General features: G+C 63.1%; 25 protein-coding genes. 15 read left to right on the forward strand and 10 right to left on the reverse strand.

Going from position 1 to position 25,123, the window contains the following annotated elements; genetic code table 11:
* Positions 1-74 precede the first annotated feature (74 nt).
* On the forward strand, positions 75-644 hold the full coding sequence (locus BMY52_RS03550; protein ID WP_090251171.1) for a YfaZ family outer membrane protein: 570 nt from the start codon (positions 75-77) through the stop codon (positions 642-644).
* 37 nt (positions 645-681) lie between these two features.
* Positions 682-1,485 carry a nucleoside triphosphate pyrophosphohydrolase gene (gene mazG / locus BMY52_RS03555; RefSeq protein WP_090251174.1) on the forward strand — a complete coding sequence of 268 codons (804 nt, stop codon included), beginning with the start codon at positions 682-684 and terminating at the stop codon, positions 1,483-1,485.
* On the opposite strand, the gene nadC is transcribed toward mazG, so the two are convergent.
* A complete protein-coding gene (nadC, locus tag BMY52_RS03560) occupies positions 1,464-2,324 on the reverse strand; it encodes a carboxylating nicotinate-nucleotide diphosphorylase (protein WP_090250997.1) in 861 nt (286 codons plus the stop codon). The genes mazG and nadC overlap by 22 nt on opposite strands.
* 150 nt (positions 2,325-2,474) lie before the next feature.
* On the opposite strand from nadC, the gene BMY52_RS03565 reads away from it, so the two are divergent.
* Genes BMY52_RS03565 through BMY52_RS03575 form a run of 3 tightly spaced genes read left to right on the forward strand, consistent with a single transcriptional unit; the run spans position 2,475 to position 4,770 of the window.
* Positions 2,475-3,986, forward strand: coding sequence for a DUF1538 domain-containing protein (locus tag BMY52_RS03565; protein WP_090250999.1), 1,512 nt, complete (start codon positions 2,475-2,477; stop codon positions 3,984-3,986).
* Positions 3,983-4,330 carry a P-II family nitrogen regulator gene (locus BMY52_RS03570; protein ID WP_090251001.1) on the forward strand — a complete coding sequence of 116 codons (348 nt, stop codon included), beginning with the start codon at positions 3,983-3,985 and terminating at the stop codon, positions 4,328-4,330. Before BMY52_RS03565 ends, BMY52_RS03570 begins: the two co-directional genes overlap by 4 nt.
* Positions 4,331-4,380: 50 nt before the next feature.
* The gene (locus tag BMY52_RS03575) at positions 4,381-4,770 is read left to right on the forward strand and encodes a CBS domain-containing protein (protein WP_090251003.1); all 390 of its coding nucleotides are present in this window, start codon (positions 4,381-4,383) and stop codon (positions 4,768-4,770) included.
* Positions 4,771-4,830: 60 nt separating this feature from the next.
* On the opposite strand, the gene BMY52_RS03580 is transcribed toward BMY52_RS03575, so the two are convergent.
* The 8 genes from BMY52_RS03580 to BMY52_RS03615 all read right to left on the reverse strand — a co-directional run bounded on the left by BMY52_RS03580 (position 4,831) and on the right by BMY52_RS03615 (position 14,971).
* Entirely contained in the window at positions 4,831-6,447 is a 1,617-nt protein-coding gene (locus BMY52_RS03580; RefSeq protein ID WP_090251005.1) for a methyl-accepting chemotaxis protein, read from the reverse strand.
* Positions 6,448-6,743: 296 nt separating this feature from the next.
* Positions 6,744-8,051, reverse strand: coding sequence for a DUF3422 family protein (locus BMY52_RS03585; RefSeq protein ID WP_090251008.1), 1,308 nt, complete (start codon positions 8,049-8,051; stop codon positions 6,744-6,746).
* A gap of 10 nt (positions 8,052-8,061) precedes the next feature.
* A complete protein-coding gene (locus tag BMY52_RS03590) occupies positions 8,062-8,499 on the reverse strand; it encodes an amino acid-binding protein (protein WP_090251011.1) in 438 nt (145 codons plus the stop codon).
* Between the two features lie 24 nt (positions 8,500-8,523).
* On the reverse strand, positions 8,524-9,858 hold the full coding sequence (locus BMY52_RS03595; RefSeq protein WP_090251013.1) for a phenylacetate--CoA ligase family protein: 1,335 nt from the start codon (positions 9,856-9,858) through the stop codon (positions 8,524-8,526).
* Complete coding sequence (locus tag BMY52_RS03600) at positions 9,859-10,365, reverse strand: indolepyruvate oxidoreductase subunit beta (RefSeq protein WP_090251015.1); 507 nt, start codon at positions 10,363-10,365, stop codon at positions 9,859-9,861.
* Between the two features lie 48 nt (positions 10,366-10,413).
* Positions 10,414-12,039 (reverse strand): thiamine pyrophosphate-dependent enzyme, encoded by a 1,626-nt coding sequence (locus BMY52_RS03605; RefSeq protein WP_090251018.1) that lies wholly within the window; start codon positions 12,037-12,039, stop codon positions 10,414-10,416.
* Between the two features lie 218 nt (positions 12,040-12,257).
* Positions 12,258-12,587, reverse strand: coding sequence for a high-potential iron-sulfur protein (locus tag BMY52_RS03610; protein ID WP_090251021.1), 330 nt, complete (start codon positions 12,585-12,587; stop codon positions 12,258-12,260).
* A gap of 125 nt (positions 12,588-12,712) precedes the next feature.
* The gene (locus tag BMY52_RS03615; RefSeq protein ID WP_090251175.1) at positions 12,713-14,971 is read right to left on the reverse strand and encodes a mechanosensitive ion channel domain-containing protein; all 2,259 of its coding nucleotides are present in this window, start codon (positions 14,969-14,971) and stop codon (positions 12,713-12,715) included.
* A 268-nt stretch (positions 14,972-15,239) separates the two neighbouring features.
* On the opposite strand from BMY52_RS03615, the gene BMY52_RS03620 reads away from it, so the two are divergent.
* From BMY52_RS03620 to BMY52_RS03635, 4 genes are all read left to right on the forward strand, one after another.
* Positions 15,240-15,914 carry a putative metalloprotease CJM1_0395 family protein gene (locus BMY52_RS03620; protein ID WP_218140383.1) on the forward strand — a complete coding sequence of 225 codons (675 nt, stop codon included), beginning with the start codon at positions 15,240-15,242 and terminating at the stop codon, positions 15,912-15,914.
* Positions 15,915-15,957: 43 nt separating this feature from the next.
* A complete protein-coding gene (locus BMY52_RS03625; protein ID WP_090251024.1) occupies positions 15,958-16,332 on the forward strand; it encodes a hypothetical protein in 375 nt (124 codons plus the stop codon).
* A gap of 66 nt (positions 16,333-16,398) precedes the next feature.
* On the forward strand, positions 16,399-16,956 hold the full coding sequence (locus BMY52_RS03630) for a lipocalin family protein (RefSeq protein WP_090251027.1): 558 nt from the start codon (positions 16,399-16,401) through the stop codon (positions 16,954-16,956).
* Positions 16,953-18,434, forward strand: a complete 1,482-nt coding sequence (locus BMY52_RS03635; RefSeq protein ID WP_090251029.1) for a helicase HerA-like domain-containing protein — start codon at positions 16,953-16,955, stop codon at positions 18,432-18,434. The genes BMY52_RS03630 and BMY52_RS03635 overlap by 4 nt, the downstream gene beginning before the upstream one ends.
* Positions 18,435-18,443: 9 nt before the next feature.
* On the opposite strand, the gene BMY52_RS03640 is transcribed toward BMY52_RS03635, so the two are convergent.
* A complete protein-coding gene (locus tag BMY52_RS03640) occupies positions 18,444-19,388 on the reverse strand; it encodes a class I SAM-dependent methyltransferase (protein ID WP_177169824.1) in 945 nt (314 codons plus the stop codon).
* Between the two features lie 165 nt (positions 19,389-19,553).
* Here BMY52_RS03640 and siaA point away from each other — a divergent pair, with 165 nt between their 5' ends.
* The 6 genes from siaA (at position 19,554) to BMY52_RS03670 (ending at position 25,095) form a co-directional block, all read left to right on the forward strand.
* Positions 19,554-21,605 (forward strand): biofilm regulation protein phosphatase SiaA, encoded by a 2,052-nt coding sequence (gene siaA / locus BMY52_RS03645; protein WP_177169825.1) that lies wholly within the window; start codon positions 19,554-19,556, stop codon positions 21,603-21,605.
* Between the two features lie 23 nt (positions 21,606-21,628).
* Entirely contained in the window at positions 21,629-22,174 is a 546-nt protein-coding gene (gene siaB, locus BMY52_RS03650; RefSeq protein ID WP_090251034.1) for a biofilm regulation protein kinase SiaB, read from the forward strand.
* 29 nt (positions 22,175-22,203) lie between these two features.
* Positions 22,204-22,605: a biofilm regulation phosphoprotein SiaC gene (gene siaC, locus BMY52_RS03655; protein WP_281244060.1), complete on the forward strand. Its 402-nt coding sequence runs from the start codon at positions 22,204-22,206 to the stop codon at positions 22,603-22,605.
* Positions 22,598-23,398, forward strand: a complete 801-nt coding sequence (gene siaD / locus BMY52_RS03660; RefSeq protein ID WP_090251037.1) for a biofilm regulation diguanylate cyclase SiaD — start codon at positions 22,598-22,600, stop codon at positions 23,396-23,398. Before siaC ends, siaD begins: the two co-directional genes overlap by 8 nt.
* Before the next feature lie 66 nt (positions 23,399-23,464).
* Entirely contained in the window at positions 23,465-24,403 is a 939-nt protein-coding gene (locus BMY52_RS03665; RefSeq protein WP_090251039.1) for a calcium/sodium antiporter, read from the forward strand.
* Between the two features lie 110 nt (positions 24,404-24,513).
* Positions 24,514-25,095 (forward strand): class I SAM-dependent methyltransferase, encoded by a 582-nt coding sequence (locus BMY52_RS03670; protein ID WP_090251042.1) that lies wholly within the window; start codon positions 24,514-24,516, stop codon positions 25,093-25,095.
* Positions 25,096-25,123 lie beyond the last annotated feature (28 nt).

Raw genomic sequence — 25,123 nt, forward strand, 5'->3', positions numbered from 1 at the left:
CCTCCCCAGTGATGAAACCTTATTCCATCGGGTCCCAGGCACTGGGGCCGCTGAATCAAACCGCAGGAGATAAGATGTTCAAGCGTGTCTTGGTGGGTGGCTTTTTGGCCACGGTGCTGATGTCCCCGGCGGGGGCGGATACTCTGGACGCCTACCTGAGTCAGGAATCGGCGCAATTGACCTATCTGACCGATTCCAGTCGGATCGGCCTGGGTGGGGCTGACCTGTCCTTCGGTTTCTTTTTCAACGATGACAGTGACATGATGCTCAGTACCGGGCTCAGTGTGGCAGGCGTCCCCGCCGGGGATCAGCCGCTCACCTTCGGTCTGGGCGGCAAGGCCTATCTTGGTCTCATCGATGACCCTGATGATAACTTTCAGTCGCTGGCCCTGGGAGGGGAGGTGCGTTACACCATCCCCTCCAACACCCCCATGTACATCGCTGCCGAAGGCTATTACGGGCCCCGCGTGACCACCTTCAGTGATGCCCGTGATCTGCTGGACCTGGCGGTACGTTACGAGGTTGAAGTCACTCCCGGTGCTCGCGGCTTCATTGGCTACCGTCATCTGGAGGCCGACATGGACAAGCGTCGTGACTACAAGATGGACGACCACGTGCATTTCGGGGTGCGTTTCAACTTCTGAGATGGAGTGATCGGCCATGCAGGATCGCCCGGATGCCATGGATGACGTGCTGTCCATCATGGCCAGGCTGAGGGATCCCGAGCACGGGTGTGCCTGGGATCTCAAGCAAACCTTTGATTCCATCATCCCCCATACCCTGGAGGAGGCCTACGAGGTGGCCGACGCCGTCGAACGTCGGGATTTCGAGGAACTTCGCAGTGAACTCGGGGACCTGCTGCTGCAGGTCGTGTTCCATTCACGCATGGCCCAGGAAGAGGGGCGTTTCGATTTTCACGACGTGGCGGCCACGCTGGCGGAGAAGCTGGTGCGCCGCCATCCCCATGTCTTTGGAAACACCCGTTTTGAATCCGAGGAGGCCCAGCATGCTGCCTGGGAGGCGGAAAAGGCCCGGGAGCGCGCCGCAGGGCAGGGTGCGCCTGCTGATGGCAATGGTGAGGAGATTCCGCCCAGCCAGATGGATGGCATTGCCCGCACCTTGCCGGGTCTGAGTCGGGCGGCCAAGATCCAGAAGCGTGCCGCCCGCGTGGGATTTGACTGGGACGCCCCGGCGCCGGTGGTGGACAAGATCCGCGAGGAACTGGACGAGGTATGCCAGGAGATGGCCGCCAAGGCAGGGCACGATCGTCTGGAGGACGAAGTGGGGGACCTGCTCTTTGCCGTGACCAACCTGGCCCGCCATCTGAAGGTGGACCCCGAGGCGGCCCTGAGGCGCACCAATCGCAAGTTCGAGCGCCGATTCCGTTTCATCGAGCAGGCGCTGGCCCGCGAGGGGCGTGCGGTGGAGGATGAGCCGCTGGAGGTCCTGGATGCGTTGTGGGATCAGGCGAAGCGGGAGGCGTAGTCCACTTCCAGCCGCAATGAAAGATCCACCGCCTGGATGTGCTTGGTCAACCCGCCAACGGAGATCCGGTCCACCCCCGTGGCCGCAATGGCACGGAGGCTGTCCAGGTCCACGCCGCCGGAGGCCTCCAGCAGGCAGCGCCCGGCCACCAGGGCCACGGCCTCGTGCATGCCCTCCAGGGGGAAATCATCCAGCATGATGATATCGGCGCCGGCCTCCAGGGCCTGGCGCACTTCATCCAGACTCTCGGTTTCCACCTCCACCGGAACCTGTTCCCCCAGGCTCCGGGCACACGCCACAGCCGCGGCGATGGAGCCAGCGGCCATGATGTGGTTCTCCTTGATCAGTACCGCGTCATAGAGCCCCAGGCGATGGTTGTGACCGCCGCCACAGGTGACGGCATACTTCTGGGCCAGGCGCAGTCCCGGCAGGGTCTTGCGGGTGTCCAGGATATGGGCCCCGGTGCCGGCCACGGCCTCCACATACTCTCGGGTGCGGGTCGCTGTGGCCGAGAGGGTTTGCAGGAAGTTCAGGGCCGTGCGCTCGCCGGTGAGGATGGCTCGGGACGGACCGGAGAGGGCGCAAAGGCGAGTGCCTGCGGGGATGGTGTCACCATCCGCCACCTGCCAGTGAACCTTTACATCGCCATCAAGCGCCGCAAAGGTGGCGTCGAACCATGCCTGGCCACAGAGGACGGCCGCCTCCTTGCAGATCACATGGGCGCGGCAGGTGGCATTCTCCGGGATGAGCTGCGCGGTCAGATCCCCAGGGCCGATATCTTCGGCGAGGGCAATGCGGACGGATTCGCGGATGGCGCGGTTGGATACAGGCAGGGTCATGGCTCAGGCAGTCATGCAAGGACGGGGTATGAGGATAACGCAAAGCGGGCGCGCCATGGAGTCGGGCCATGCAATTACAGTATGCTCTGAAGGGTCAACCCGTCGCGGCACAACAACCCACGATCGTCCACGTATCCAAAGCGCAGCCTCTTGAACCAGATCAGGGAATTCTACGAGCTTCTCAAGCACTCCTTCCGGAACCTGCTGCCCATCATCGTCGTGGTGGCCGTCTTCCAGTTTGCCGTCATGCAGCAGGTGCCTGAAGGCTGGCTGCCCATGGGGGTGGGGCTGCTGGTGGTGGTGGTGGGCGTGGCCCTGTTCCTCCAGGGGTTGGAGATGGGGATCTTCCCCATCGGCAAGAACCTCTCCAACGAATTTGCCAAGAAGGGCTCGCTGACCTGGTTGATGGTCTTTGGGTTCTGCCTGGGCTTTTCGGCGGTGATTGCCGAGCCGGCCCTGATTGCGGTGGCCAGTCAGGCGGAGATGATCAGTGGCGGACATATCAGCGCCCTGGTGCTGCGTGTGCTTGTGGCCTTGTCGGTGGGGGGCGTGGTGGCCCTGGGGATCGTGCGGATCATCCTGGGGCATAGCCTGCACTGGTACATGATCATCGGATATTTGCTGGTGGTCATCATCACGTTCTTTGCTCCCGAAGAGATTGTCGGTCTGGCCTACGACTCCGGGGGGGTGACGACCAATATCGTCACCGTGCCCCTGATTGCCGCCCTGGGCATTGGACTTGCGGTGTCCATTCGGGGGCGCAATGCACTGACCCATGGTTTCGGGCTGGTGGGGCTGGCCGTGATGGTGCCCATGATCGCTGTGCAACTCTACGGCATCCTGGTGTATTCCCTGGGGGACCCGGAGATGGTGCGCGGGGTCGCTCCGCTGGCCGAGGCGGTGGACGATGAGCTGGTCAGTCAGGTGGGTGGCAGCGTGTTGCTGGGCATGCTCACGGATCTGCTGGTGATGTTTCGTGATGTGTTGCCCATCATTGCCGTGATCCTGGTTTTCCAGTACCTGGTGATCCGCAAGGGCATCGCTCATGTGCACAAGGTGATGGCCGGTTTCATCCTGGTCATCTTCGGCCTGTATGCCTTTGTGCTGGGCCTTAAGCTGGGTTTGTTTCCCATCGGCAGGAGCATGGCGGAACAGTTGATCACCCTGGATGGTTTCCTGTTCGTGTATCTCTTTGCCTTCAGTATCGGGTTTGCCACCACCATGGCCGAGCCGGCCCTGATCGCCATTGGTCAGAAGGCACAGGAGGCGGGCAGGGGGAAGCTCAATGGCAATACCATCCGCCTGCTGGTGGCCATGGGGGTGGCCGTGGGGATCACGCTGGGGGTGCACCGGATCATCGTCGGCGATCCCATTCATTACTACATCATGGGGGGCTATGCAGTGGTGATCCTGCTCACCTGGTTGGCGCCCCGCTACATCGTTGCCCTGGCCTATGATCTGGGCGGGGTGACCACCTCGGAGGTGACCGTGCCCTTGGTCACCGCCCTGGGCATTGGCCTGGCGACGCACATTGAGGATCGCAATGTGCTCATTGATGGTTTTGGTCTGATTGCCTTTGCGTCGATCTTCCCGATCATCAGCGTGATGCTCTATGCTATCGCCGTCGAACTTGCCAATCGCTGGAGGCAGCAACCGTCATGAAGTTTGCCGTGCTGGTGGCCATTCTGGCCGAAAACCTGGAAGAAAAGGCCATTGACGTGGCGCGCAAGGCCGGGGCAGGTGGCGTGACCATCCTCGATGCCCGCGGTATTGGTGGCAAGGAAAAGAAGACATTTTTTGGGCTGACCTATGAAGGCAGCCAGTCGGCGCTTGTCTTCGTGCTGGAAAAAAAACTCTCCCTGGCCGTGATGAAGGCCCTGCGCGATGAACTGGACCTGAAATCCCACTCCCATGGTGTGGTTTTCACGGTGCCCCTGGAGCATATCGCGGGGATCGACCTGAGTCAGGTGGAGCGCTTCGAGGAGCGTATCAAGGACGACATCTAGGCCTGACTGGTCGCCCCAGGCCGTCTTTTCACACTACCCAGAGGTGACTCATGCTGGTTAAAGATCTTATGGTCAAGAATGTGGCGACCATTTCTCCACTCGCAACCATCCGCGAAGCCATGCTGGAGATGAAGCGCCACCGGGTGAAGTCCCTGGTGGTGGATAAACGACAACCCCATGATGCCTACGGCATCATCACCTATACCACCATATTGCGGACCATCGTTGCAGAAGAGGGGGATATTGATCTCGTCAATGTCTATGACGTGTGTTCAAAGCCCGTGATCACCGTGCCGGCGGAGATGGAGGTGAAGCATGTGGCGCGGTTGATGGTGCTGCAGCGCATTCGCCGCATCGTGGTGTTGAACAATAACGATATGGTGGGTCTGATCACCATGAACGACATTGTCTCGGCCATCGTGGAGATGTCGGAAAGTTGATCAATGCCAGGGGGGCAACGGGATCGTCGCCCCCTGGATACCCCCGCGGGCCCTGAGTGTTCAGACCTTGAAGCGGCCCACCAGATCCTGAAGCTCGTTGGCCAGCCTGGAGAGTTGCTCCGATGCCTGGGTGGTTTCCCGGGCGCCCTGGGCATTTTCCTCGGCGGCATCGGAGATGCTGGTCACGTTCCGGTTCATCTCCTCGGCCACGGCGCTTTGCTCCTCGGCTGAACTGGCCACCTGCGTATTCACATCGTTGATGGTGCTCACCGCCTGGGTGATGGAATCCAGAGAGTGCCCCGCCTCCGCGGCACTGTCGCGGCTGGACTGGGCATACTGCTGACTTTCCTCCATCACCACCACCGCGCGCTGGCTGGTTTGCTGCAGGCGCTCGATCATCTCCTGGATTTCCTGAGTGGAACTCTGGGTACGGGTGGCCAGGGAGCGCACCTCGTCGGCCACCACCGCGAATCCGCGTCCGGCCTCTCCGGCACGGGCGGCCTCGATGGCGGCGTTCAGGGCCAGCAGGTTGGTCTGCTCGGCAATGCCCCGGATCACGTCCAGCACCTTGCCGATCTGCTCGCTGTCCTTGTCCAGGTCGCGGATGACATCGGCGGCCCGCTGCACCTCCTCGGCCAGTTTCTCGATGCGGTCCAGGGTGCCGGTCACCACATCCTTGCCACTCAGCGCTGCGCCCTGAGCATCACGGGTGGCATCGGCGCCCTGCTGGGCGCTGCGCGCCACCTCCTGGGCCGTGGCGTTCATTTCGTTCATGGCCGTGGCCAGCTGGTCCACCTCGGAACGCTGGCGGCTCACGCCGGCATCGGTGCGCTCCGTAATGGCGGCCAGGTCGGTTGCGGCCCGGGCCAGGTGGGACGTGGAATCCAGCACCCGACTGATGAGGTCGCGGAAGTTGTCCATCATGGCGTTGAAGGCCCGGGCGGCCTCACCGATCTCATCCTTGCCCTCGACTTTCAGCCGATGGGCCAGATCACCGTCCCCCTCTGCAATCCCCTTGAGCCCCTGCGCCATGTGGTTGAGAGGCGTGGTGACGAAGCGCCGCACGAAAAAGTACAGCAAGAGCAGTATCGGAACGCTGACTGCAATGGCCAGCAGGGTGATGCTCCAGCCAAAGCGCTGAACGGCGGCATTCACCTCGTCCAGCCGAACCTGCATGCTGACGGCGCCCAGGATGTCACCCTCGGCCGCCATGGCATGGCAGGAGGTGCAGTTCTTGCCCAGATAGTCCGTTTGGTTGATGACCGGCAACACCGCTCGGAGCAAGCTTCTGTCCTCCGACAGGGCCAGATAGGGCTCACCCGTCTCCAGGACCGCTCGCTCCGTGGCATCCTGGGGTTGCTCATGTTCGGTGCCAGGGCCGTATTGCTGGGCCACCGGCTGTCCGCGCAGCACGCGAAGATCCGAGACACTCTGGAGTTCGACGATCTGTTCGAGGAATTCATCCCGCCGATGGGTGGTGCCAGTAATCATCATGGTGGTCAGGCCAGCCATGGTCATTTCATGGATGGTGGAGGAGAAACCCTCCGCCTGCTCGATGGCCGTGCCGCGCTGCTCGTGGATGGCCCAGAGGATCATCCCCGCCCAGGCAGGCACGAGTATCAACCACATGGCGCCCACCAGGCGGACCCAGATCGGCAGGTCTGAAATACGTCGCATTGCGATTCCCCGTTGGCTGCCAGGCCCTTGGCAGGATTTCTTTCGTGTCCGCCAGATTATATCGGCAGAAACCGCGTTAACTTGACCGTCATCCATCCTTGGCGGATGCGCCGGCGGTTTGGGCCGACAAGGGGTTCCTTGTGCTGAGGGTGTGCTGTACTTGCCGAGGCATTATGCCATGCGTCCAGCGAACGCGCCCCTAACTCCCCTGCATCTTGATGGTGAGGCACTTCCGATGATGAAAGATACGTTCCAGGCCCCTCCCCCTTCGGGTGAGAGGGAGAGGGGAGAAGAGATCAGTGCGCGCCCTTTTCGTCCGCGAGGATGCGCCGCTTGACGCGTTGCAGGAACAGCCAGGCGCTGAGGGCCACCACGGGGGTGGCGAGGCCCATGCCCAGGGTGGTGCTGATGGGGATGCCCTGGCTCTCCAGCCCTTTGAGCGCGTAACCCACCAAACCCACGCCGTAATAGCTGATGGCGATGACAGAAAGCCCTTCCACGGTATCCTGCAGTCGTAGTTGCAGTCTGGCGCGGCGGTCCATGGATTCCAGCAGGTTGCGGTTCTGGCCTTGCAGATTGACCTCTACCCGAGCCCTGAGCAAGGCGGTCAAGCGCGCTGCCCTCTCGGCCAGCCCGCGTTGCCGCTCTCCCACGGAGTCGCAGGTGGCCACGGCTGGTGCCAGGCGGGCTTCGAGAAACTCGGTGAAGGTCTGCAGGCCCTCGATACGTCGCTGCCGCAATTGTTCCAAGCGTTGCTGGACCACATGATAATAGGCCCGGGAGGCATCGAAGCGGTAGGTGGTCTGGGCTGCCACGGCCTCAATCTGGGAGGCCAGATGGGTGAGGTCGGCCAGCAGTTGCCCCTGGGTCTCGCCGGAGTGGTGACTGCCCTGCTCGGTCATGCGGGCCGCCAGTTCCGCGAGCCGACGGTCTGCCGTGCCCAGGGAGCGGCTGGCCTTGCGGGCCATGGGCAGACCCATCAATGACATGGCCCGATAGGCGTTCACCTCGAGGATGCGCTTGATCAGTCGACCGGCCTGGGCCTCGGTGAGATTGTCGTTGCGCAGCAGGACGCGGGCAAAACCATCCTCATGGATACGCAGGTCCGACCAGGCGCGCCCCTTGCCGCCCACCACCTCGGAACCGATGATGATGTTGTCGCCAAACAACGCCGAGAGTTCATCAAGGCTGCGCTCAGGCATATCCGAAGACTCCAGCGCCAGGGAGACGGCGGAAATCAACTCCCCGGGAGAATTCTCCAGCCAGTTGCCTGGCAGGCGCTCGATGACCGGATGCTCGAATGGGTGTGTGAAGGGGCCGCAATGGGTGAAGGTGTAGGTGACAAACTCCGTATGCCGTTCCCAGTGCAGCCGGATATCCCCCAGGGTTGCCACGTAATACTGACCCACCTGTTCCGGAATGGGCACCCCGAAGTGTTCCAGCAGGCGATGCAGGTGGCGGGTATTGATGCCGCTGCCCCGTTCGCCGCACAGAAAGGCCAGATGCGATACCCGCGCCGGTGCCTGGGTGGGCTCGAAGGTGCGGGCGTGCAACTCGTTATTGAGGGCACGGCGGAGGGCGTGTTCCTTGAAGGGCAGCGTCATGGTCCTGGGTTCATTCTGCGGCGGCAAAGAGTTCTTCCGCATCGATCAGATGCCCGCCAGCGGCCTGCAGTTGCTCGATGGCCCGGTCCGGCTGCTCAAAGCGGAAGATCAGGGCGGCGCGATCGCTGCGGCGCAGCGGGAAGGCGTACATGTATTCGATCTTCAGATCCGCCCGGCCGGCCACCTGCAGGACCTCGGCGAGCCCCCCCGGGCGGTCTTCCACATCCACGGCGACCACCTCGGTGAGCTTGACCACCCAGCCCGCGTCCTTGAGGACCTGTTCGGCCTTTTGCCAGTCGCGCACGATGATGCGCAGGATACCGAATTCGGCGGTATCGGCCAGCGATAGATTGAGCAGGTTAATGCCTTGCTCGGACAGCAGTTCCAGGGGCTTAGCCAGGTGCCCCGGACGATTTTCCAGAAAGATGGAAAGCTGTTGCAGCTTCATGGGATGCGATGCTCCTGTGACGACTTACAGCGAACGGTTGTCGATCACCCGCTTGGCCTTGCCCTCGCTGCGGGCAATGGTACGCGGTTCCACCAGGCGCAGGCCAACACGGATGCCCACGATGTGCTCGATGGCCTTGGCCAGGGCGGCCCGCACGTCTTCCAGGGCCCGAACCTTGTCGCTGAATACCTCCGGCGTGACCTCGACCTCCACGGCCATCTGATCCAGCCCGTTCTCGCGGGTGAGGATGATCTGGTAATGGGGCAGGGTGCCTTCCACCTGCAGCAGGGCGGCTTCCACCTGGGAGGGGAAGACATTGACACCGCGGATGATGAACATGTCGTCGGAGCGGCGACCCACGCGGCGGAAGCGCCGGGTGGTGCGTCCGCAGGCGCAGGTCTCGGGGATGATGCGGGTGATATCCCGGGTGCGGTAGCGGATGATGGGCATGGCCTGCTTGCTCAGGGTGGTGAGCACCAACTCGCCTTCCTCTCCATCGGGCAGCGGCTCCCCGGTTTCCGGGTCGATGACCTCCGGATAGAAGTGGTCCTCGAAGACATGCAGGCCATTCTGCTCGGAGCACTCACTGGCCACCCCGGGCCCGATGATCTCGGACAGGCCGTAGATATCGTAGGCCTTGATGCCGGCGCCTTGCTCGATGTGGCTGCGCATGGCATCACTCCAGGGCTCGGCCCCGAAGATGCCGGTGTGCAGCGGCAGGTCGCGCATGTCCATGCCCATGTCGAGGGCACGCTCGATGATGTGGGTGAAATAGCTGGGGGTGGCACACATGGCGGTGACGGAGAAATCCTTCATCACCATCAGCTGGCGTTCGGTGTTGCCACCGGAGACGGGGATCACCGTGGCCCCCAGGGACTCGGCCCCATAGTGGGCCCCAAGGCCCCCGGTGAACAAGCCATAACCGAAGGCATTCTGCACCACATCGCCCCGGTGCAGCCCACAGGAGGCGAAGGTGCGGGTCATCACCTCGGCCCAGACCTCCAGATCCTCCCGGGTGTAGGCCACCACGATGGGCTTGCCGGTGGTGCCGGAGGAGGCATGCAGGCGCACGATGTCGCTCATGGGGCTGGCAAACAGACCGAAGGGGTAGGTGTCGCGCAGATCCAGTTTGGTGGTGAAGGGCAGGTGGGCGATGTCGGACAACTGCTTGATGTCCTCGGGCGCCATGTCCTTGTCCTGCATCCGGGTGCGGATCAGTTCCACGTTGTCGTAGGCGCGTTTCACCACGGCCCGCAGGCGTCTGAGCTGCACCTCGCGCAGCTTGTCCTCGGGCAGGTAGTCCGGCGCACTGGCCGGGTGGAAGCCCCCCTCCACGTCATTCCAGCGTTCTTTGAGCATTCAAACCCCCTCGGTTTCTTTAACGTGGCCCAGCTGTTGCCCCACCTCACGCCCCAGGGCAAAGGCCTGCTCGTTGACCGTGTGCAGTTTTTCGGCAAGACAGGTATGGATGGAGCGGATCCACTGGGCTTCGTCGAAGTCCAGCATCACCGACAGGGCACCCAGGATGGCCACATTCAGGCTCTTGCGATTGCGCAGGGCCCCTTCGGGGATGGCATCCGGGGTGATGAGCACACCGCCGGGCTTGAGCCAGCCGCGATTGATGTCCACCTGGCTGGCCTCGAACACCAGCAGGAAATCCGCCTCACCCATGGGCACCATGGGGCTCATGACCTGGTCGCCAAAGCGCACGTCGCTGGTCACGGAGCCGCCCCGCTGACTCATGCCATGCACTTCACTCTTCTTGACCTCGCACCCGGCGTTGAAGGCCGTGGTGGAAAGCAGATCCGATGCCTTGACCACGCCCTGTCCGCCCAGGCCGGCAAGTACGATATTGGTGACAGCCATTGCTGATCCTCTGAATTCGTTTCGATAAGTAGGGAAGGCCGGGGCGGATCAGTCCGTCATCGCCGCAGCGCACTGGGCCTGCTTGTCTTCCTGGGCCTTCTCAAATTTGCGGATCAGCGGGGCTGCCAGGATGCAAGGACGCTCGGCGATCATCACGGAGAGCTCGTCCTTTTCCAGCAGGGCCCGCAGTCGGCCCTCGAAGTCCTCGCCGGGCTTTTGCGGATCCACCACCTCCACGTTCTTCACGCCCATGGCGCGGCAGACGGCACCAAAATCCATCTTGTTGGCGGGTTCGTGATTGAGGCTGCGCCCGGTGCCGGGGTGTTCCTGGCGGCCGGTCATGGCCGTGGTGCTGTTGTCCACGATGAGCACCACGTGCCCCGTCGGCGGCGGGTTGTACACCATCTCGGCAATGCCCGTCAGGCCGGAATGGACGAAGGTGGAATCGCCGATCACACTGACCACGCGTCGGGCCTGTTCCTCGGGCAGTACGTGACGCAGGCCCAGGCCCACGCCGATGGCCGCCCCCATGCATACACAGGTGTCCATGGCCTCGAAGGGGGGCAGCACGCCCAGGGTGTAGCAGCCGATGTCCCCGGCAACGATGCAATCCATGCGGCTCAGGGCCTCGAAGACCTCACGGTGGGAGCAGCCCTTGCACAGTTCCGGCGGCTTGCCCCGCGGTGGCTTGGCCTCGGGCGTGGTGTCGCCGGCCAGGATGCGGCGCACCCGGGGGACGTTCAGTTCACTGAAGCGGTACATCTCCGGCTTGCCTTCCACATCCAGGCCCGCCACCTTCAGGGCCTCGTACAGCAGGTGATCGCCTTCCTCGATCACCACGCAGCGATCCACGCTCTCGACGAATTCCTTGATGCGCTTCATGGGCAGCGGCCAGGTGAGCCCCAGGGCCAGCACGGTGGCCTCGGGTGCTGCCTCGCGGGCATGCATGACGGCTACGCCCGAGGCAATGATGCCCAGGGAGCGATCCCCTGGGTGGATCCGGTTGAGGTCGCTTTGCTCGTTCCACTGGGCGATCTCGTCCATCTTGGCGCGCACCTTGTGGTGGGCGGGCCGGGCATAGGCGGGGATCATCACGCGCCCGGGGATGTCGCGTTGGTAGCCGGGTTCGATGCTGGAGGGACGCTCGGGCCCGGGACGGACCTCGGTCTTGGCGTGGCAGATGCGGGTGGTCATGCGCAGGATCACCGGCACCTTCCAGCGCTCGGACAGTTCAAAGGCGGCCAGGGTGAAATCATAGGCCTGCTGGGCATCGGCCGGCTCCAGCATGGGAACGATGGCGGCCCGGGCGTAGTGCCGGTTGTCCTGCTCATTCTGGCTGGAGGCCATGCCCGGGTCGTCGGCAGAGACCAGCACCAGGCCACCGGTCATGTCGATGTAGGCGGCGGTGAACAGGGGGTCGGCGGCCACGTTGACGCCCACGTGCTTCATGGTGGTGAGACTGCGTGCACCGGCAAAGGACACGCCCAGTGCGACTTCCAGGGCAACCTTCTCGTTGGGGGCCCACTGTGCGGGGCCACCGATGTGATCGAAGGCCTCGAGGATTTCAGTGGAAGGGGTGCCGGGATAGCCGGTTCCCAGGGTGACACCGGCATGCAGGGCGGCCAGGGCCACCGCTTCGTTGCCGCTCAGAAGAAGACGTTCGGTCGATGCCATGTTCTGCTGCTCAATCTGTCTGTGGGACGACGGAGCCCGGCGACCGACGGCGCGGCAACGCGGGCGACAGCCCGCAAGTCTACATGATTCCTGAATGGGGGAGGAATTCCTGCCCCTCTCCCCCGAGGGGAGAGGGGCTTCCATTCAGGTATGGCTCCCTTCTCCCCCTGGGGAGAAGGGTCGGGGATGAGGGGTGGGCGGAGGGCAGGACCTCTGGATCAGCGGGCCACCCAGGCGGTGCACCAGCCGTTGGCGGACACCTGCTTGCCCGGGAACACCGCACAGGGACCCCATTCCTGAGCACTGGGATCAGAGTAGAGCATGCAGTTCAGGCAATGACTGCCTTCCTGATGCTGGTCATGCTCGGTGCTTTCAGCATCGTGGGTATAGGCCAGGGCCTGAGCGGTATCGGACTCCGGGTCCAGTTGTTCCATGCTGGCCTGCGCGGCGGTGGTCCAGCCCAGACCGGCCAGGGGCACGGCCATCAGGCCATAGGCACCGAACTGCAGGAAACGGCGACGGCTCACGTTGTTGTTCAGGGTCTTCATGGTGTGCTCCTTTTCGCATCAAGGCGAATGGCTTCATCGTTTGGCCCGGATCCTGTCTCCAGGCTTCGGGGCCATTATTCGCCTTGTTCCCTGAACGGGGCATGAATGGGTGCGCCGCCCTGAAGCTATTCCTCTCCTTCGTCGAAATCCCCCTTGAACTTGGGGTTGGAGCGTGCCCTGAACCGGGAGATTCTCGGTTGAGCCGTGGAGTCGGAGTCCTCGTGGTCGGGGTCATGCGCCTCCAGCAGCACATGCGCCGGCGGGGCCTGGCCGGCCTTGTCCTCGCCAAAGTACAGGGTCATGTGCGGGAACGGGATCTCGATGCCGGCGGCATCGAAATGACGCTTGACCAGACGGTTGTACTCGCGACCCACGGCCCACTGCATGCCCGGTGCGGTCTTGATGCGTACACGCACGTTGACCGAGCTATCGGCCAGGGCCGTGACACCGTGCACCTCCAGATCGCCCAGGATATTGGGGGCAATCTCCGGCATGCTGCGCAGTTCCGCGAAGGCGTCACGCAGGCGCGCGATGACCTGGTCCGTGTCTTCCCGGTAGGCCACGCCGTATTCACCCACGTGATAGGCAAATTCACGCATGTAGTTGGATACCACATCCACTGAGGAGAAGGGCATGAGGTGATAAGTGCCGGACAGGTCTCGCAGCCCCATGGAGCGAATGGTGAGGCGTTCCACGGTGCCGGTCATGCCGCCAGCCGTGACCACATCCCCCACGTTCACCGCGTTCTCCAACTGGATGAACACGCCGGTGATCACATCCTGGACCAGTTTCTGAGCCCCAAAGCCGATGGCCAGACCCAGGACGCCAGCACCGGCGATCAGGGGGCCGATGTTGATGCCGATTTCCGCCAGGACCACCATCACCGTCATCACGATCAGCGCGATGGCAATGGCATTGCGGAAGATGGTCAGCAGGGTGCGTGCGCGGGGGTTGGGTTCTCCGTTGCCGGTGGCCGGGTTCAGTTTGAATTCGATCCAGCTGGCGATGACCAGCCACAGCACCAGGGTAAAGCCGATGATCAGAGTCACGGCGACGATCTTGCTGATGATCAGGCTGCCGCTGTCCGAGACCACCCAGGCGGTCAGGCTGAAGGGGGTCCAGGCGTCCAGAATCACCCCGGCGACGATGGCCAGGATGGTGAATCGAGTGATCTTCAGGGTGGTCGGGATATAGGCATTCAACCGCTCTTCCAGCTGCGGAAACCTGTCCCGAGTGTCTTCGGGCAGATGGATGCGGCGCAGGATCACCCGTGTGAGAAAGGCGGACAGGGCGATCCCGATCATTCCCGCGATCAGGGTCTGGACGGTGGCCGTCAGCATGAAAGGCAGGGCCTGTGCCGGGAACAGCACCGTGGTGCCCAGGATGGCGGCCAGATAAATCAGGGCGACGAGATGCCAGGTCTTGGCGATCAGGTTCAGGCTGATCTGGGCAAAGCCCGTTTCCATGCGTTCCGCTAACGTGGTCAGCCGCTGTTTGACCCGTTTGCGGTTCTGCATGATCAATGCCACCCCTTTCAGGAAGGCCATGAAGACGATGATCAGGGCCGTGGTGCGGCCCAGTTCCGGGGCCACGCTCTGGTTGACGACCGGCACCACGAACAGCAGGCCGTACCCCAGGAAGACAGCCATGCGCGTGGTCCAGGCAGTCCAGTAGGCGGCTTCCTCATCGGTGAGGGGCACGGGCCGCAGGCCGGACCAGCGCTTGGAGAAGATCAGGCGGATGGCGGCACGGAGCAGTTCCACAATGAGGAAGGCATTGAGGAACAACGTCGTCTGGGTGGTCATCTGGCCCGAAGCCCCCAGCACGAACAGGGCGATGGCATAGCCGGCCAGCCAGGCCAGCAGCACGGTGATCACATCGATGATCAGGGAGGAGACAATGGCCACGCCACGACGAATGACCCCCACCGTGCCGGTGCGGGAAAAAGCGTAACCATTCAAGCGCCGGTAGGCGAACCGGGCCACCCAGGAGAGCAGCCACAGGGTCACCAGTGTGGCCGCAATGAGCCCGGCGAGCAGGCCCATTTGCAGGGTCAGATCCATGAGATCCGCCGCCTTGAGTTGATGCCAGGCCACGCGACCGGATTGCACGGCGGCTTCCACTTCCGTGACGGCGCCCTCCGCCAGCGACTGTGTGAGCTGCGCCACCCGTCCGGGGAACGATGCCGCGGGTTTCGCCTCCTCCGCTTGCGCCGCTTCTGTCTCTGCTGCCCCGCGCCGCAATTCTTCAATCAGTGCTGTACGCGCCTGCTCATCCTCGAGAAGATCAGCGAGACGACTGTCTCCCGGGGCGGCCTCGGCGAGGACCGAAGTGGGCAGGAGGAGCGCGGCTGTTACCAGGAACAGCAGGATACGGGCAAGCATCTGGCGGGTGAGATTCAACCTGGGCTCCTTGGCTGCGTAGGCGTGTTAACAGGCGCGATCAAACCGTATTTATAACGCATCGAAGGGGGGCGTCTCCACCACGAACCCGCGGTGATGGGCCGGACAATCCCCCAGATCTGCCCTTTGTCATCTCGCCTTGACACCCTGAGTGGGTGGGGCTAGCGTCAGGTGAAACCAGAAAAAGTTTAAAGCGAACCCGCTTCAAACGTGTGTTGGAGTGACACCAGGAGGCCTTCCCGGACAGGTCATGTTGATCGATGGCAGTGCCGCTCCCATGGCGGCCCTTGGGCCCATGATCCGGCCTGATGCGCAGCGTCAGTCGTCTCCTCCAGATAGCGAACTGGAGGAGACGGGCGCCTTTGCTCCAGTGGATGAAGTGGAGGAGGATGCGCCGGCCGATCCCGAGGCTGACCGCAGTCTGCTGGAACTCACGCCCGAGGAGGAGCGGGTGGTGCGTGAATTGCAGCAGCGGGACCAGACCGTTCGCGCCCATGAGCAGGCCCACGTGGCGGCCGGGGGAAAGTATGTGACGGCGGCCCCCAGCTACGACTACGAATCCGGGCCCGACGGGCGTCGTTATGCGGTGGGTGGGGAGGTCTCCATCGACACCTCGCGCCCCTCCGATCCCAGGGAGGCCATTGCCAAGGCGCGGGTGGTATTCAGTGCTGCCATGGCCCCGGCAGACCCCTCACCTCAGGATTACCGCGTGGCTTCTCAGGCGCGGGTGATGGAGGCGGAGGCCCGCCAGGAGTTGGCCTCCGAACGTCAGGAGGAGATGGCCCAGACCCGTGAGGCATCCAGTCAGGATGATGATGAGGCATCGCAGGCTCCCGACCGGGAGCGGGCTCGGGATCGACTGGCGGAGTTGTTCGCCGCCGTGGACCAGCCAGCCCCTGAACCCATGTTCCGGCAGGTGGCCTGAGCGGCGGGTGCTTGCCCGGCCGTGAGGCTGAAAGGACACGCGCATGAGTGATCCCCAGACCCTGGCCTGGCAGTATCTTCGGGCCATTGAAGTTCACGACTATGATGCCGCTCGCAGCCTGCTGTCGGATCGCGGTTTTTTCTACAAGAGTCCGATCTCGCAGTTTTCCGATGCCGATGCCTTCGTCGGTCATATGTCGCTCAGTGGCAGCATCCTTCAGCGCATTGAAGTGCGCCGGACCTTCGTGGATGGGCCGGATGTGTGTCAGTTTCTGGTCTTTCATGTGCAGCTGTCGGAGAAGATGGCCGTGGATCTGGTTCAGTGGGTCCATGTGGATGTGGGCGCGGGCTGCATCGATCGGATCGAGGCCTTGTTCGATGCCCATCCCTATCGGTTGCTGTTTGATGCTTCGGGTTGACCTTCCACCCTCACCCCAACCCCTCTCCCGCCAGCGGGAGAGGGGCTTTGGTCAGGAGACGGATTAATGAGCAGACTTTCCATGCGTTCGCCCTATTGGCTGGTACCCGCCTTGGCCCTATTCTTGGCACTGGCTGGCTGCACCGGCATCCCCGATGGCGTGAAACCCGTCCAGAATCTGGAGCCGGAGCGCTATCTGGGCACCTGGTACTCCATTGCTCGCCTGGATCACTCGTTTGAACGGGATCTCACCAATGTGACTGCCCATTACGAGTTACGGGACGATGGCTCCATCCGCGTGATCAACCGGGGTTATCATCCCGGCAAGGAAGAATGGCGCGAGGCCCGTGGCGTGGCCAGGTTCATTGAATCGCCCAATGTGGGCCGCTTGAAGGTGTCGTTCTTCGGGCCGTTCTACGGGGGATACAACCTCATCGCCCTGGACGACGAGAACTACCATTACGCCATGGTGAGCGGTCCGACCCGTTCCTACCTGTGGATCCTGGCCCGCTCGCCGGACCTGGACGAGGCAGTGCTGGCCTCGCTGGTGGAGCAGGCCCGTGAACTGGGTTTTGATGTGGATGAACTCATCTACGTGCAACATGATCAAGGAGACGATGTGTGACTGTTGAGCCCCTGTTGATTGGCGCGGCCGATGGCCGCCCCGTGGCCATCACCCCCCGCATGGCCAACCGTCATGGACTGATCGCCGGGGCCACCGGCACCGGCAAGACCATCACCCTGCAGACCCTGGCCCAATCCTTCTCGGACCTGGGCGTGCCGGTGTTCGTGCCGGACATCAAGGGGGACTTCTCGGGCATCGCGGTCCCGGGGGAACTCAGCGAGCGCGTGCGGGAGCGGGCCGTCCAGGTGGGTCTGGAGGGGCTGGAGATGCATGGCGCGCCGACGGTCTTCTGGGATGTGTTCGGCGAGCACGGCCACCCCCTGCGCCTGACCGTGGCCGACCTGGGGCCGACCCTGCTGTCCCGGCTGATGAACCTGAACGAGACCCAGAGCGGCCTGATGCAACTGGTGTTCCGGGTGGCCGACGACAAGGGCTGGCTGCTGCTGGATCTGAAGGACCTGCGGGCCATGGTGAGCTGGGTGGGCGATCAGCGCCAGACCCTCTCCCGGGACTATGGCAATATTGCCCCGGCCAGCATCGGCGCCATCCAGCGATCCTTGCTGAACCTGGACTCCCAGGGGGCGGAGGCTTTCTTCGGTGAGCCGGCGGTGACCCTGGAAGATTTTCTGCAAACGGATGACCAGGGGCGCGGGGTGGTGAACATCCTGCACGCCGAGCGTTTGTACCGCAGCAGCCCCCTGGTGTATTCCACCCTGTTGCTCTGGCTGCTGTCGGAGCTGTTCGAGCAATTGCCCGAGGTGGGGGATGTGGACAAGCCCCGTTTTGTGATCTTCTTCGACGAGGCGCACCTGCTGTTCAAGGATGCACCGCGCTCACTCACCGATCGCATCGAGCAGGTGGTGCGTCTGATCCGCTCCAAGGGCGTGGGGGTGTACTTCGTGACCCAGAACCCACTGGATCTGCCCGAGCCGGTGCTGGGCCAGTTGGGCAATCGCATCCAGCATGCCCTGCGGGCCTTCACGCCCCGGGATCAGCGGGCGGTGCGCAGTGCCGCGCAGACCTTCCGGCCCAATCCCGCGCTGGATACCGAGCAGGTGATCACGGAGTTGAGCACCGGCTCGGCCCTGGTGTCGGTGCTGGATGAGCGGGGTCAGCCCACACCGGTGGAACGCACCCTGATCCGCCCACCCGCCAGCCGCATGGGGCCGCTGACGGATGCGGAGCGCCGCAGCCTGATCCAGCAGTCACCGCTGGCCGGGGCCTATGACACACCCGTGGATCGGGAATCGGCCTATCAGATCCTGGAGCGTCAGGCCGAGGCGGCGTTGAGTGAGCAGGCCGTGGAGGCCAGTACCCAGCAGGCCGCCCGCACGCGACGCCAGGGCCGAGCTCCAGCCCGGCGCGGTGACAGCCTGATGGTCGCCACCGCCAAGAGCACCGCCCGAGCCATCGGCACCCAGATCGGGCGTCAGATCGTCCGGGGCCTGCTGGGCTCCCTCACCGGTCGCCGCCGATAGGTCCAGCCTTCAGGTTGCCTGGCGTGTGATCAGCCAGCACCGATGGGGGCGGCTGCGCCGAAAGTCCTCCGGCACGGTCTGCAAGGTGATCTCCCGCGCCTGGCAGGGGGCCAGTTCGTCTTCGTAAAGCCGGAAACCCTTGCGGTTGTTGGAGAAGAACAGTTCGCCGCCCGGGCTGAGCAGGCCCAGGCAGCGGTTGATCATCCAGGGGTGATCCCGCTGCACATCCAGGGTGGCGTCCATGCGCTTGGAGTTGGAGAACGACGGCGGGTCCAGCACGATCAGATCGTAGCGCTCGCCCAGGGCGGGTGCGGCCTCCATCCACTGCATCACGTCCACCTGCTCCAGGCGATGGCGGCTTGGGTCCATCGCGTTGAGCTGGAAGTTGCGCAGTGACCAGTCCTGATAGGTGCGGGACATATCCAGGGTCAGGCTGTCGCTGGCGCCACCCGCGGCGGCATGAACCGTAAAGCTGCCGGTGTAGGCGAACAGGTTCAAGAAGCGCTTGCCCTGGCCGCGTTCACGCACCATGGTCCGGGTCTGACGATGATCCAGAAACAGACCGGTGTCCAGGTAGGCATGCAGGTTCACCGAGAAGGCCAGGCCGTCCTCGTGGACGATCATCTCCTTGCCCTCCAGCCCGGTCTTCTCGTACTGGGCCAGCCCCTTCTGACGTCGTCGCACCTTCATGGCCAGGTGCACCGGATCCACCTCGAACACCCTGGCCACCTGATCGCGCACTTGCCTGAGCCAGGCGCCGTACTCGGCATCGTCCGCCTCCCAGCGGGTTTCGTAGACGTGAACGTGGGGCACCCCGGCATAGACGTCGATGGCCACAGGAAACTCGGGGATGTCCCGGTCATAGACACGGAAACACTCGATACCGCGTCGGCGGGCCCATTTGCCCCAGTGACGCAGGTTCTTGGTCAAACGGTTGGTGAAAGCATCGCTCATTCCCCCATTATGCATGCATGTCTCCACAATTCGTGCGTGCGCCGGGTATGTGCTCAAGCGATGGCCGTTGATCCGTGCATGGTTGCGGGTTGAGTTGACTGGTTCGGCCCGGCTGCCGGGCGGTATGATGGCCGCTGATAGGGGATACAGCGGGGCACCACGTCAATGCGCATCAACAGTCTGGGACTGAGGGCCAAATCCATGTTGGCTCTGGCGCTCGCTTGTGTCGTTGCCCTGGTGCCAGCGGCCCTCATTGGCTGGAGTGTCCTGGAGGGGGCACGTCAGCACTTCGGCGAGGCATTTGCCGAGAACTTCACGCGACTCAAACGCGAGCGGATTGTTGCGCCCATTACCCGTGACCTCGCGCTTTCCGTCCGTCTGGCCAACTCGCAGGTGACCCGGCGGTGGCTGCTGGATCCCGAGGATCCGGACAAGCGGGATCTCTTTTTTGCCGAGGCGGAGGGTTACCGGCGGGACTTTCGGGATCAGTCCTATTTCGTGGTCAGCGCGGAGACGGGTCACTACTATTTCAACGACGCCAGCGAAACGTCCAGTGACAAGCCCCGCTACACCCTTGAGCCGGACAACCCGGACGATGCCTGGTTCTTCAATACCCTGGCCCAGCAAGCGGATTACAACATCAACGTGAATCCGGATGTGCAACTGGGCACCACCCGGGTATGGATCAACGTGCTGGTGGAAGAGGGGGGACGACGCATCGGTCTGGCCGGCACGGGCCTGGACCTGAGTGGTTTCCTCGCGGAGTTCATCCACGATCGCCCCCAGGGCGTGACGCCCATGATCCTGGACCGCAATGGCGCCATTCAGGCCCACCCGAATCCAGATCTGATCAGCTTTGGTTCCACCACCGGTTCGCCCGAGGAGGGCCAGGCGATCACGACCCTGATGGGGCAATTGTCCGACGCTGAAGGCCGTGCCCGGCTGAAACGGGCCATGGGGCGGGCGGAAGACTCGCCGGATCAGGTTCCCCTGGTGTCCGTGAACCTGGAGGGCCGCGAACAACTCCTGGCCCTGGCCTATATCCCCGAGCTGGAGTGGCATGTGGTGACCGCCGTGGACCTGGGGTTGGCACCGGTGGTGGAAGGCGCTTGGGTACGCGGGGGCCTGCTGGCGGTTGCCCTCATCCTGGTGATTTTGCTGGTGGGGTTTGGCCTGGCGGTGGATCGTCTGCTGCTCCGACCTATCCGGGAGTTGCAGCAATCCGCCAGCGCCATTGCCCAGGGGGATTACCAGGTGTCCCTGCCAGCAGCCGGTCGGGATGAACTGGGGGATTTGAGTCGTGCCTTTGCCATCATGGCACAGCGGGTGCGGGACCATACCCAGCAACTGGAAGCCCGGGTGGAGGAACGCACGGCACGTCTGCGGCAGGCCAACCTGGAGATGACCGCGGCCCAGCGCCAGATTCGTGAGTCCATTGATTCGGCCAGCCTGATTCAGCGCGCCATCCTTCCCGATGCCCGTCTACGGGATCGGTTCGGGGCGCATCACTTCGTGCTTTGGCGTCCACGGGATGTGGTGGGCGGGGATTTCTACGTGTTTCATCATGACCAGGGGGATCGTTACCTGGTGGGGGTGGTGGACTGTGCGGGTCACGGGGTGCCCGGCGCCCTGATGACCATGCTGGCCCGGGCCGCCCTGGATCAGGCAGTGAATCAACTGGGTATGGATTCACCCGCTGCTGTGCTGTCCTATGCTGACAACACATTGCGTGAAATGATGCTGGATGCCGATTCCCAACGGGAAGTGACCACCCATATGGATGTGGGACTGGCCTTCGTGGATCTTGGGCAAAGGGTGCTGCGCTACGCGGGTGCCCGGATCAGCCTGTATTACAGCGACGGCACCCGAGTGGAAACGGTCAAGGGGGGGAAACGGGCCCTGGGGGATCGCCGCATGGGGCAATACCAGGACACCACGCTGGCCCTGGATCCCGCCACCACCTACTATCTGGTCACCGACGGATATCTGGATCAGGCTGGCGGCGAGTCCGGTTATGGCCTGGGGCAGACCCAGTTCAAGACCCTGATCCTGGCCAACGCCCGGCGACCCATGGCGGCCCAGGCCACCGCTCTGGAGCAGGCCCTGGAGGACTACCGGGGTGAGTACGAACAGCGTGATGATGTGACCGTGCTGGCCTTCAGACTGGGGGCGGGGGATGCGCCCGCCCACGAAACCGTCATATCATCGTCGCCATGAACCCTTGAGGATCCACACTGCCCATGTCCAGCATTGACCTGTATGGTCTGCGTAGCCATTTCAACCGGGACCAGATCCTGTTGTGCTTTAATGGCCCCATCTCCCGCAGCCTGATCGAGGAGATCGGCAACGCGCTGAGGAACTACCTGGAAGCAGACCGTGCTGGCCCCGGGGCCGCCATGGATGTGTTTGCCATCTATATCGAACTCACCCAGAACATCCGCCATTATGTGAGCCGCATGGGGTACAGCGACCGGGACGGGACGGCCACGGTTGTGGTGGCCCGTGATGATCGGGGGCATTACGTGATCATGGCCGGCAACCTGGTGGAGCCGGAGGATGGCCAGACCCTGCTGGAGCGGGTGGAGTCGCTGGCGGCCATGGACAAGGCTGAGCTCAAGGCCGCCTACAAGGCCCAGTTGCGCAAACCGCGCGAAGAGGGGGCATTGTCGGGTGCCGGACTGGGTTTGACTGACGTGGCTCGCAAATCGGTGGAGCCCTTGAGTGCTCGACTGTCTTCCATGGAAGGGGATCAACGGGTGTTCTTCAGTCTGCGGGCGGTGATATGACCCTAGAGCAACCACAAGACCAGGCAGCCATGCACACAGCCATCAGCGATCTGGATGTACCGGGAACCCAGTCCACACCGTTCATCTCCAGCCATTGGGAGACGGGCGAGTTGCACATGAAGGGCAATTCCTACCCGGAGAATTCCTTCGAATTCTTCGGCCAGGTGTTCACCTGGATCGAGGCCTATCTGGCCGGGGATAACGGTCCCCTGACCCTGCGGCTGACGCTGATCTACATGAATACCAGTAGTGTGAAGGCCATGATGGATATCCTGGATCTGTTGGAGGAAGCCCATGAGCAGGGTCGGGCCGTGGAGGTCAACTGGCTGTATGACCCGCGCAACGAGCGTGTGATGGAAATGGCCGAGGAGTTTCGCGAGGATTACACCTTTCCATTCCATATCGTGCCTACCCCGGACGAGGATGACTAAAACACGCGCATCGCAGGCGGGCCGGGAGATCCTGGAGCGGGTTCAAGCCTTGCTGGAGGACCCCGATCATCAGGATAACCCCCTCTATGAGGCCCTGGAGGGGCTTCGGGAATACGCCCTGGCTCAGGATCAGCGCCTGGAGAGGCTGATGCGCATCAGCGATGGCTATCATCTGCTGGAACGCAATCACACCCAGAGCCTGGCTGTGCGATGTGACAGGCAGTTACGGCGCATGGAAAAGATGGCACGCATCTCGGACCAGTACCAGAAGACCCTCTGGGAGGTCACCGAGAGTCTGCGGGAGGCTGCCAATCAGGATCCGCTCACCGGGCTGGCCAATCGCCGGTTTCTCATGGAACGGCTCAAGGATGAGATTCAGCGAGCCGAGCGCAAGGACACGCGCCTCGCCCTGTGTCTGATGGATGTGGATCACTTCAAGCGCATCAATGACCGGTTCGGCCATGAGGTGGGTGACACGGCCCTGTGCGAGATTGCCGGCGCGGTGCGCCAGGGGTTGCGCCGCTATGATCTGTATGGTCGCTGGGGGGGGGAGGAGTTCCTGCTGGTCCTGCCGCAGACCGGCCTCAGCGAGGCGGGTGCGGTGATTGACCGGGTGCGCCAGGAGGTGGGTCAGGTCACCGTGGGGGAGGGTGAGCCGCTGACCCTTTCCGCCAGCTTTGGATATACCTGTTTGCACGTGGGTGAGGATCCCAACGATATCCTCAAGCGCGCCGACATTGCCCTGTTTCGCGCCAAGGAGGCCGGTCGTAACCGGGTTGAACAGGAGCCCTGACCTCCAACAGCCGATGCGCTGTGCGATACTTCGCCACTCTCCATTCTGATCCGGACGATTTCCATCATGCTGCTTGCGCTTCTCATGCTGTTGTTGGGCGTGGCCTTGCTCACCCTGGGTGCTGACCGTCTAGTGGCCGGCAGCAGTGCCATTGCCTTACGGACGGGGATTTCACCCCTGTTGATTGGCCTGACGGTGGTGGCCTTCGCCACGAGCAGTCCGGAACTGGTGGTGAGCGTGATGGCGGCCCTGCAGGGACAGTCGGCCATTGCTGTGGGCAATGTGGTGGGGTCCAATATCGCCAACCTCGGGCTGGTGCTGGCGGCGGCTGCGCTGCTCTACCCGGTTCGCTGTGAACAGGATACCTTGAGGAGGGAGTTGCCCCTGATGGTGGGCGCGGCGGGGCTCCTGTTCCTGCTGCTCTACAACGGCATGATCAGCCGCCTCGAAGGGGTTGTCCTGCTCGTATTGCTGGCGGCCTTCGTGGCCTATCAGGTGCACCTGGCGCGGCGTCAGATGGCGGGCCATCAGGTGGCGGAGGAGGTGGGGGGGTATGCGGGCATCACCGTAAGTCGGGCCACGCTCTTCGTGGTCTTTGGCACGGGCTGTCTGTATGTGGGTTCCGAGGCCTTTCTGAGTGGCGCCATCACCATTGGCCGGGCCCTGGGGGTGAGTGAGGCAGTGATTGGTCTGACACTGGTTTCCGTGGGTACCAGCCTGCCGGAACTGGCGGCTACGGTGGCGGCGGCCTTCAAGCGGGAGACCGGCATGGTGCTGGGCAATATCATCGGCTCCAACGTCTTCAACGTGTTGGCGGTGCTGGGAATCACCGCCACCATCATCCCGTTGGGGGCAGGTGGCATCTCCTACACGGACCTGTCGGTGATGCTGCTGTTCTCGTTGGCGGTCTGGATGGCGTTTGCCTGGCGCCGTGATATGGGGCGGGTCGCCGGAGTGCTGCTCGTGGGGGGGTACGCGGGCTACCTGGCATGGCTATTGGTGTAGTTGCCTGAGGATGGGTAGGTCCAGAAGGCTTCCGCATCAAAGAACTGCGTTGACCTTGGAAACTGTGGGGGCTATGTTTGTCAAATCACTAACCCAGGCTCTGGACCACCATGCCCCGAGTCGATAATCAGGCCTTCTATCGTCGTGCGATGGCAGACCACGGTGCAACGCCGCAGGGCTTGCACTGGCGCTCGGCCTACACCCAGACGGCACGTTTCGTGGCCCTGGCCCGCTGCCTGCCCGAGGATCTCGGTGGCGTGACCCTGGTGGATGCTGGCTGTGGTTTCGGGGATCTGTACGCATTCTTGTGCGAGCATCGCGGACCACCGGCCGGATATGTGGGCCTGGAGGTCTGTGAGCCGATGATTCAGACGGCACGGGAACGTACGGGATGCAAGATCCGGCTACAGGACGTGCTTCGTGATCCGCTGCCCGAGGCGGACTTCTATGTGTGCAGCGGGGCCATGAATAATCTCACCCGAGAAGAGACCCGATGCTTCATCCAGCGCTGCCACGGTGCCGCGGGGCAGGCCTTCGTATTCAACATACTCAAGGGGAGCCCGGGGCCGTCACGTTTCAACTACTATCTGCCGGACGAGATTCGGGCCCTGGGAGAGACCCTGGGCGCCCGCGTGGAGATCCTCGAGGATTATCTGGACAATGATTTGACCGCTGCCTTTCGCAAGACGTAGCCGGGTCATCAGAGGGCCGATCCGGAGA

Origin of the sequence: Ectothiorhodospira marina (assembly GCF_900109495.1) — a bacterium.
GTDB lineage: Bacteria > Pseudomonadota > Gammaproteobacteria > Ectothiorhodospirales > Ectothiorhodospiraceae > Ectothiorhodospira > Ectothiorhodospira marina.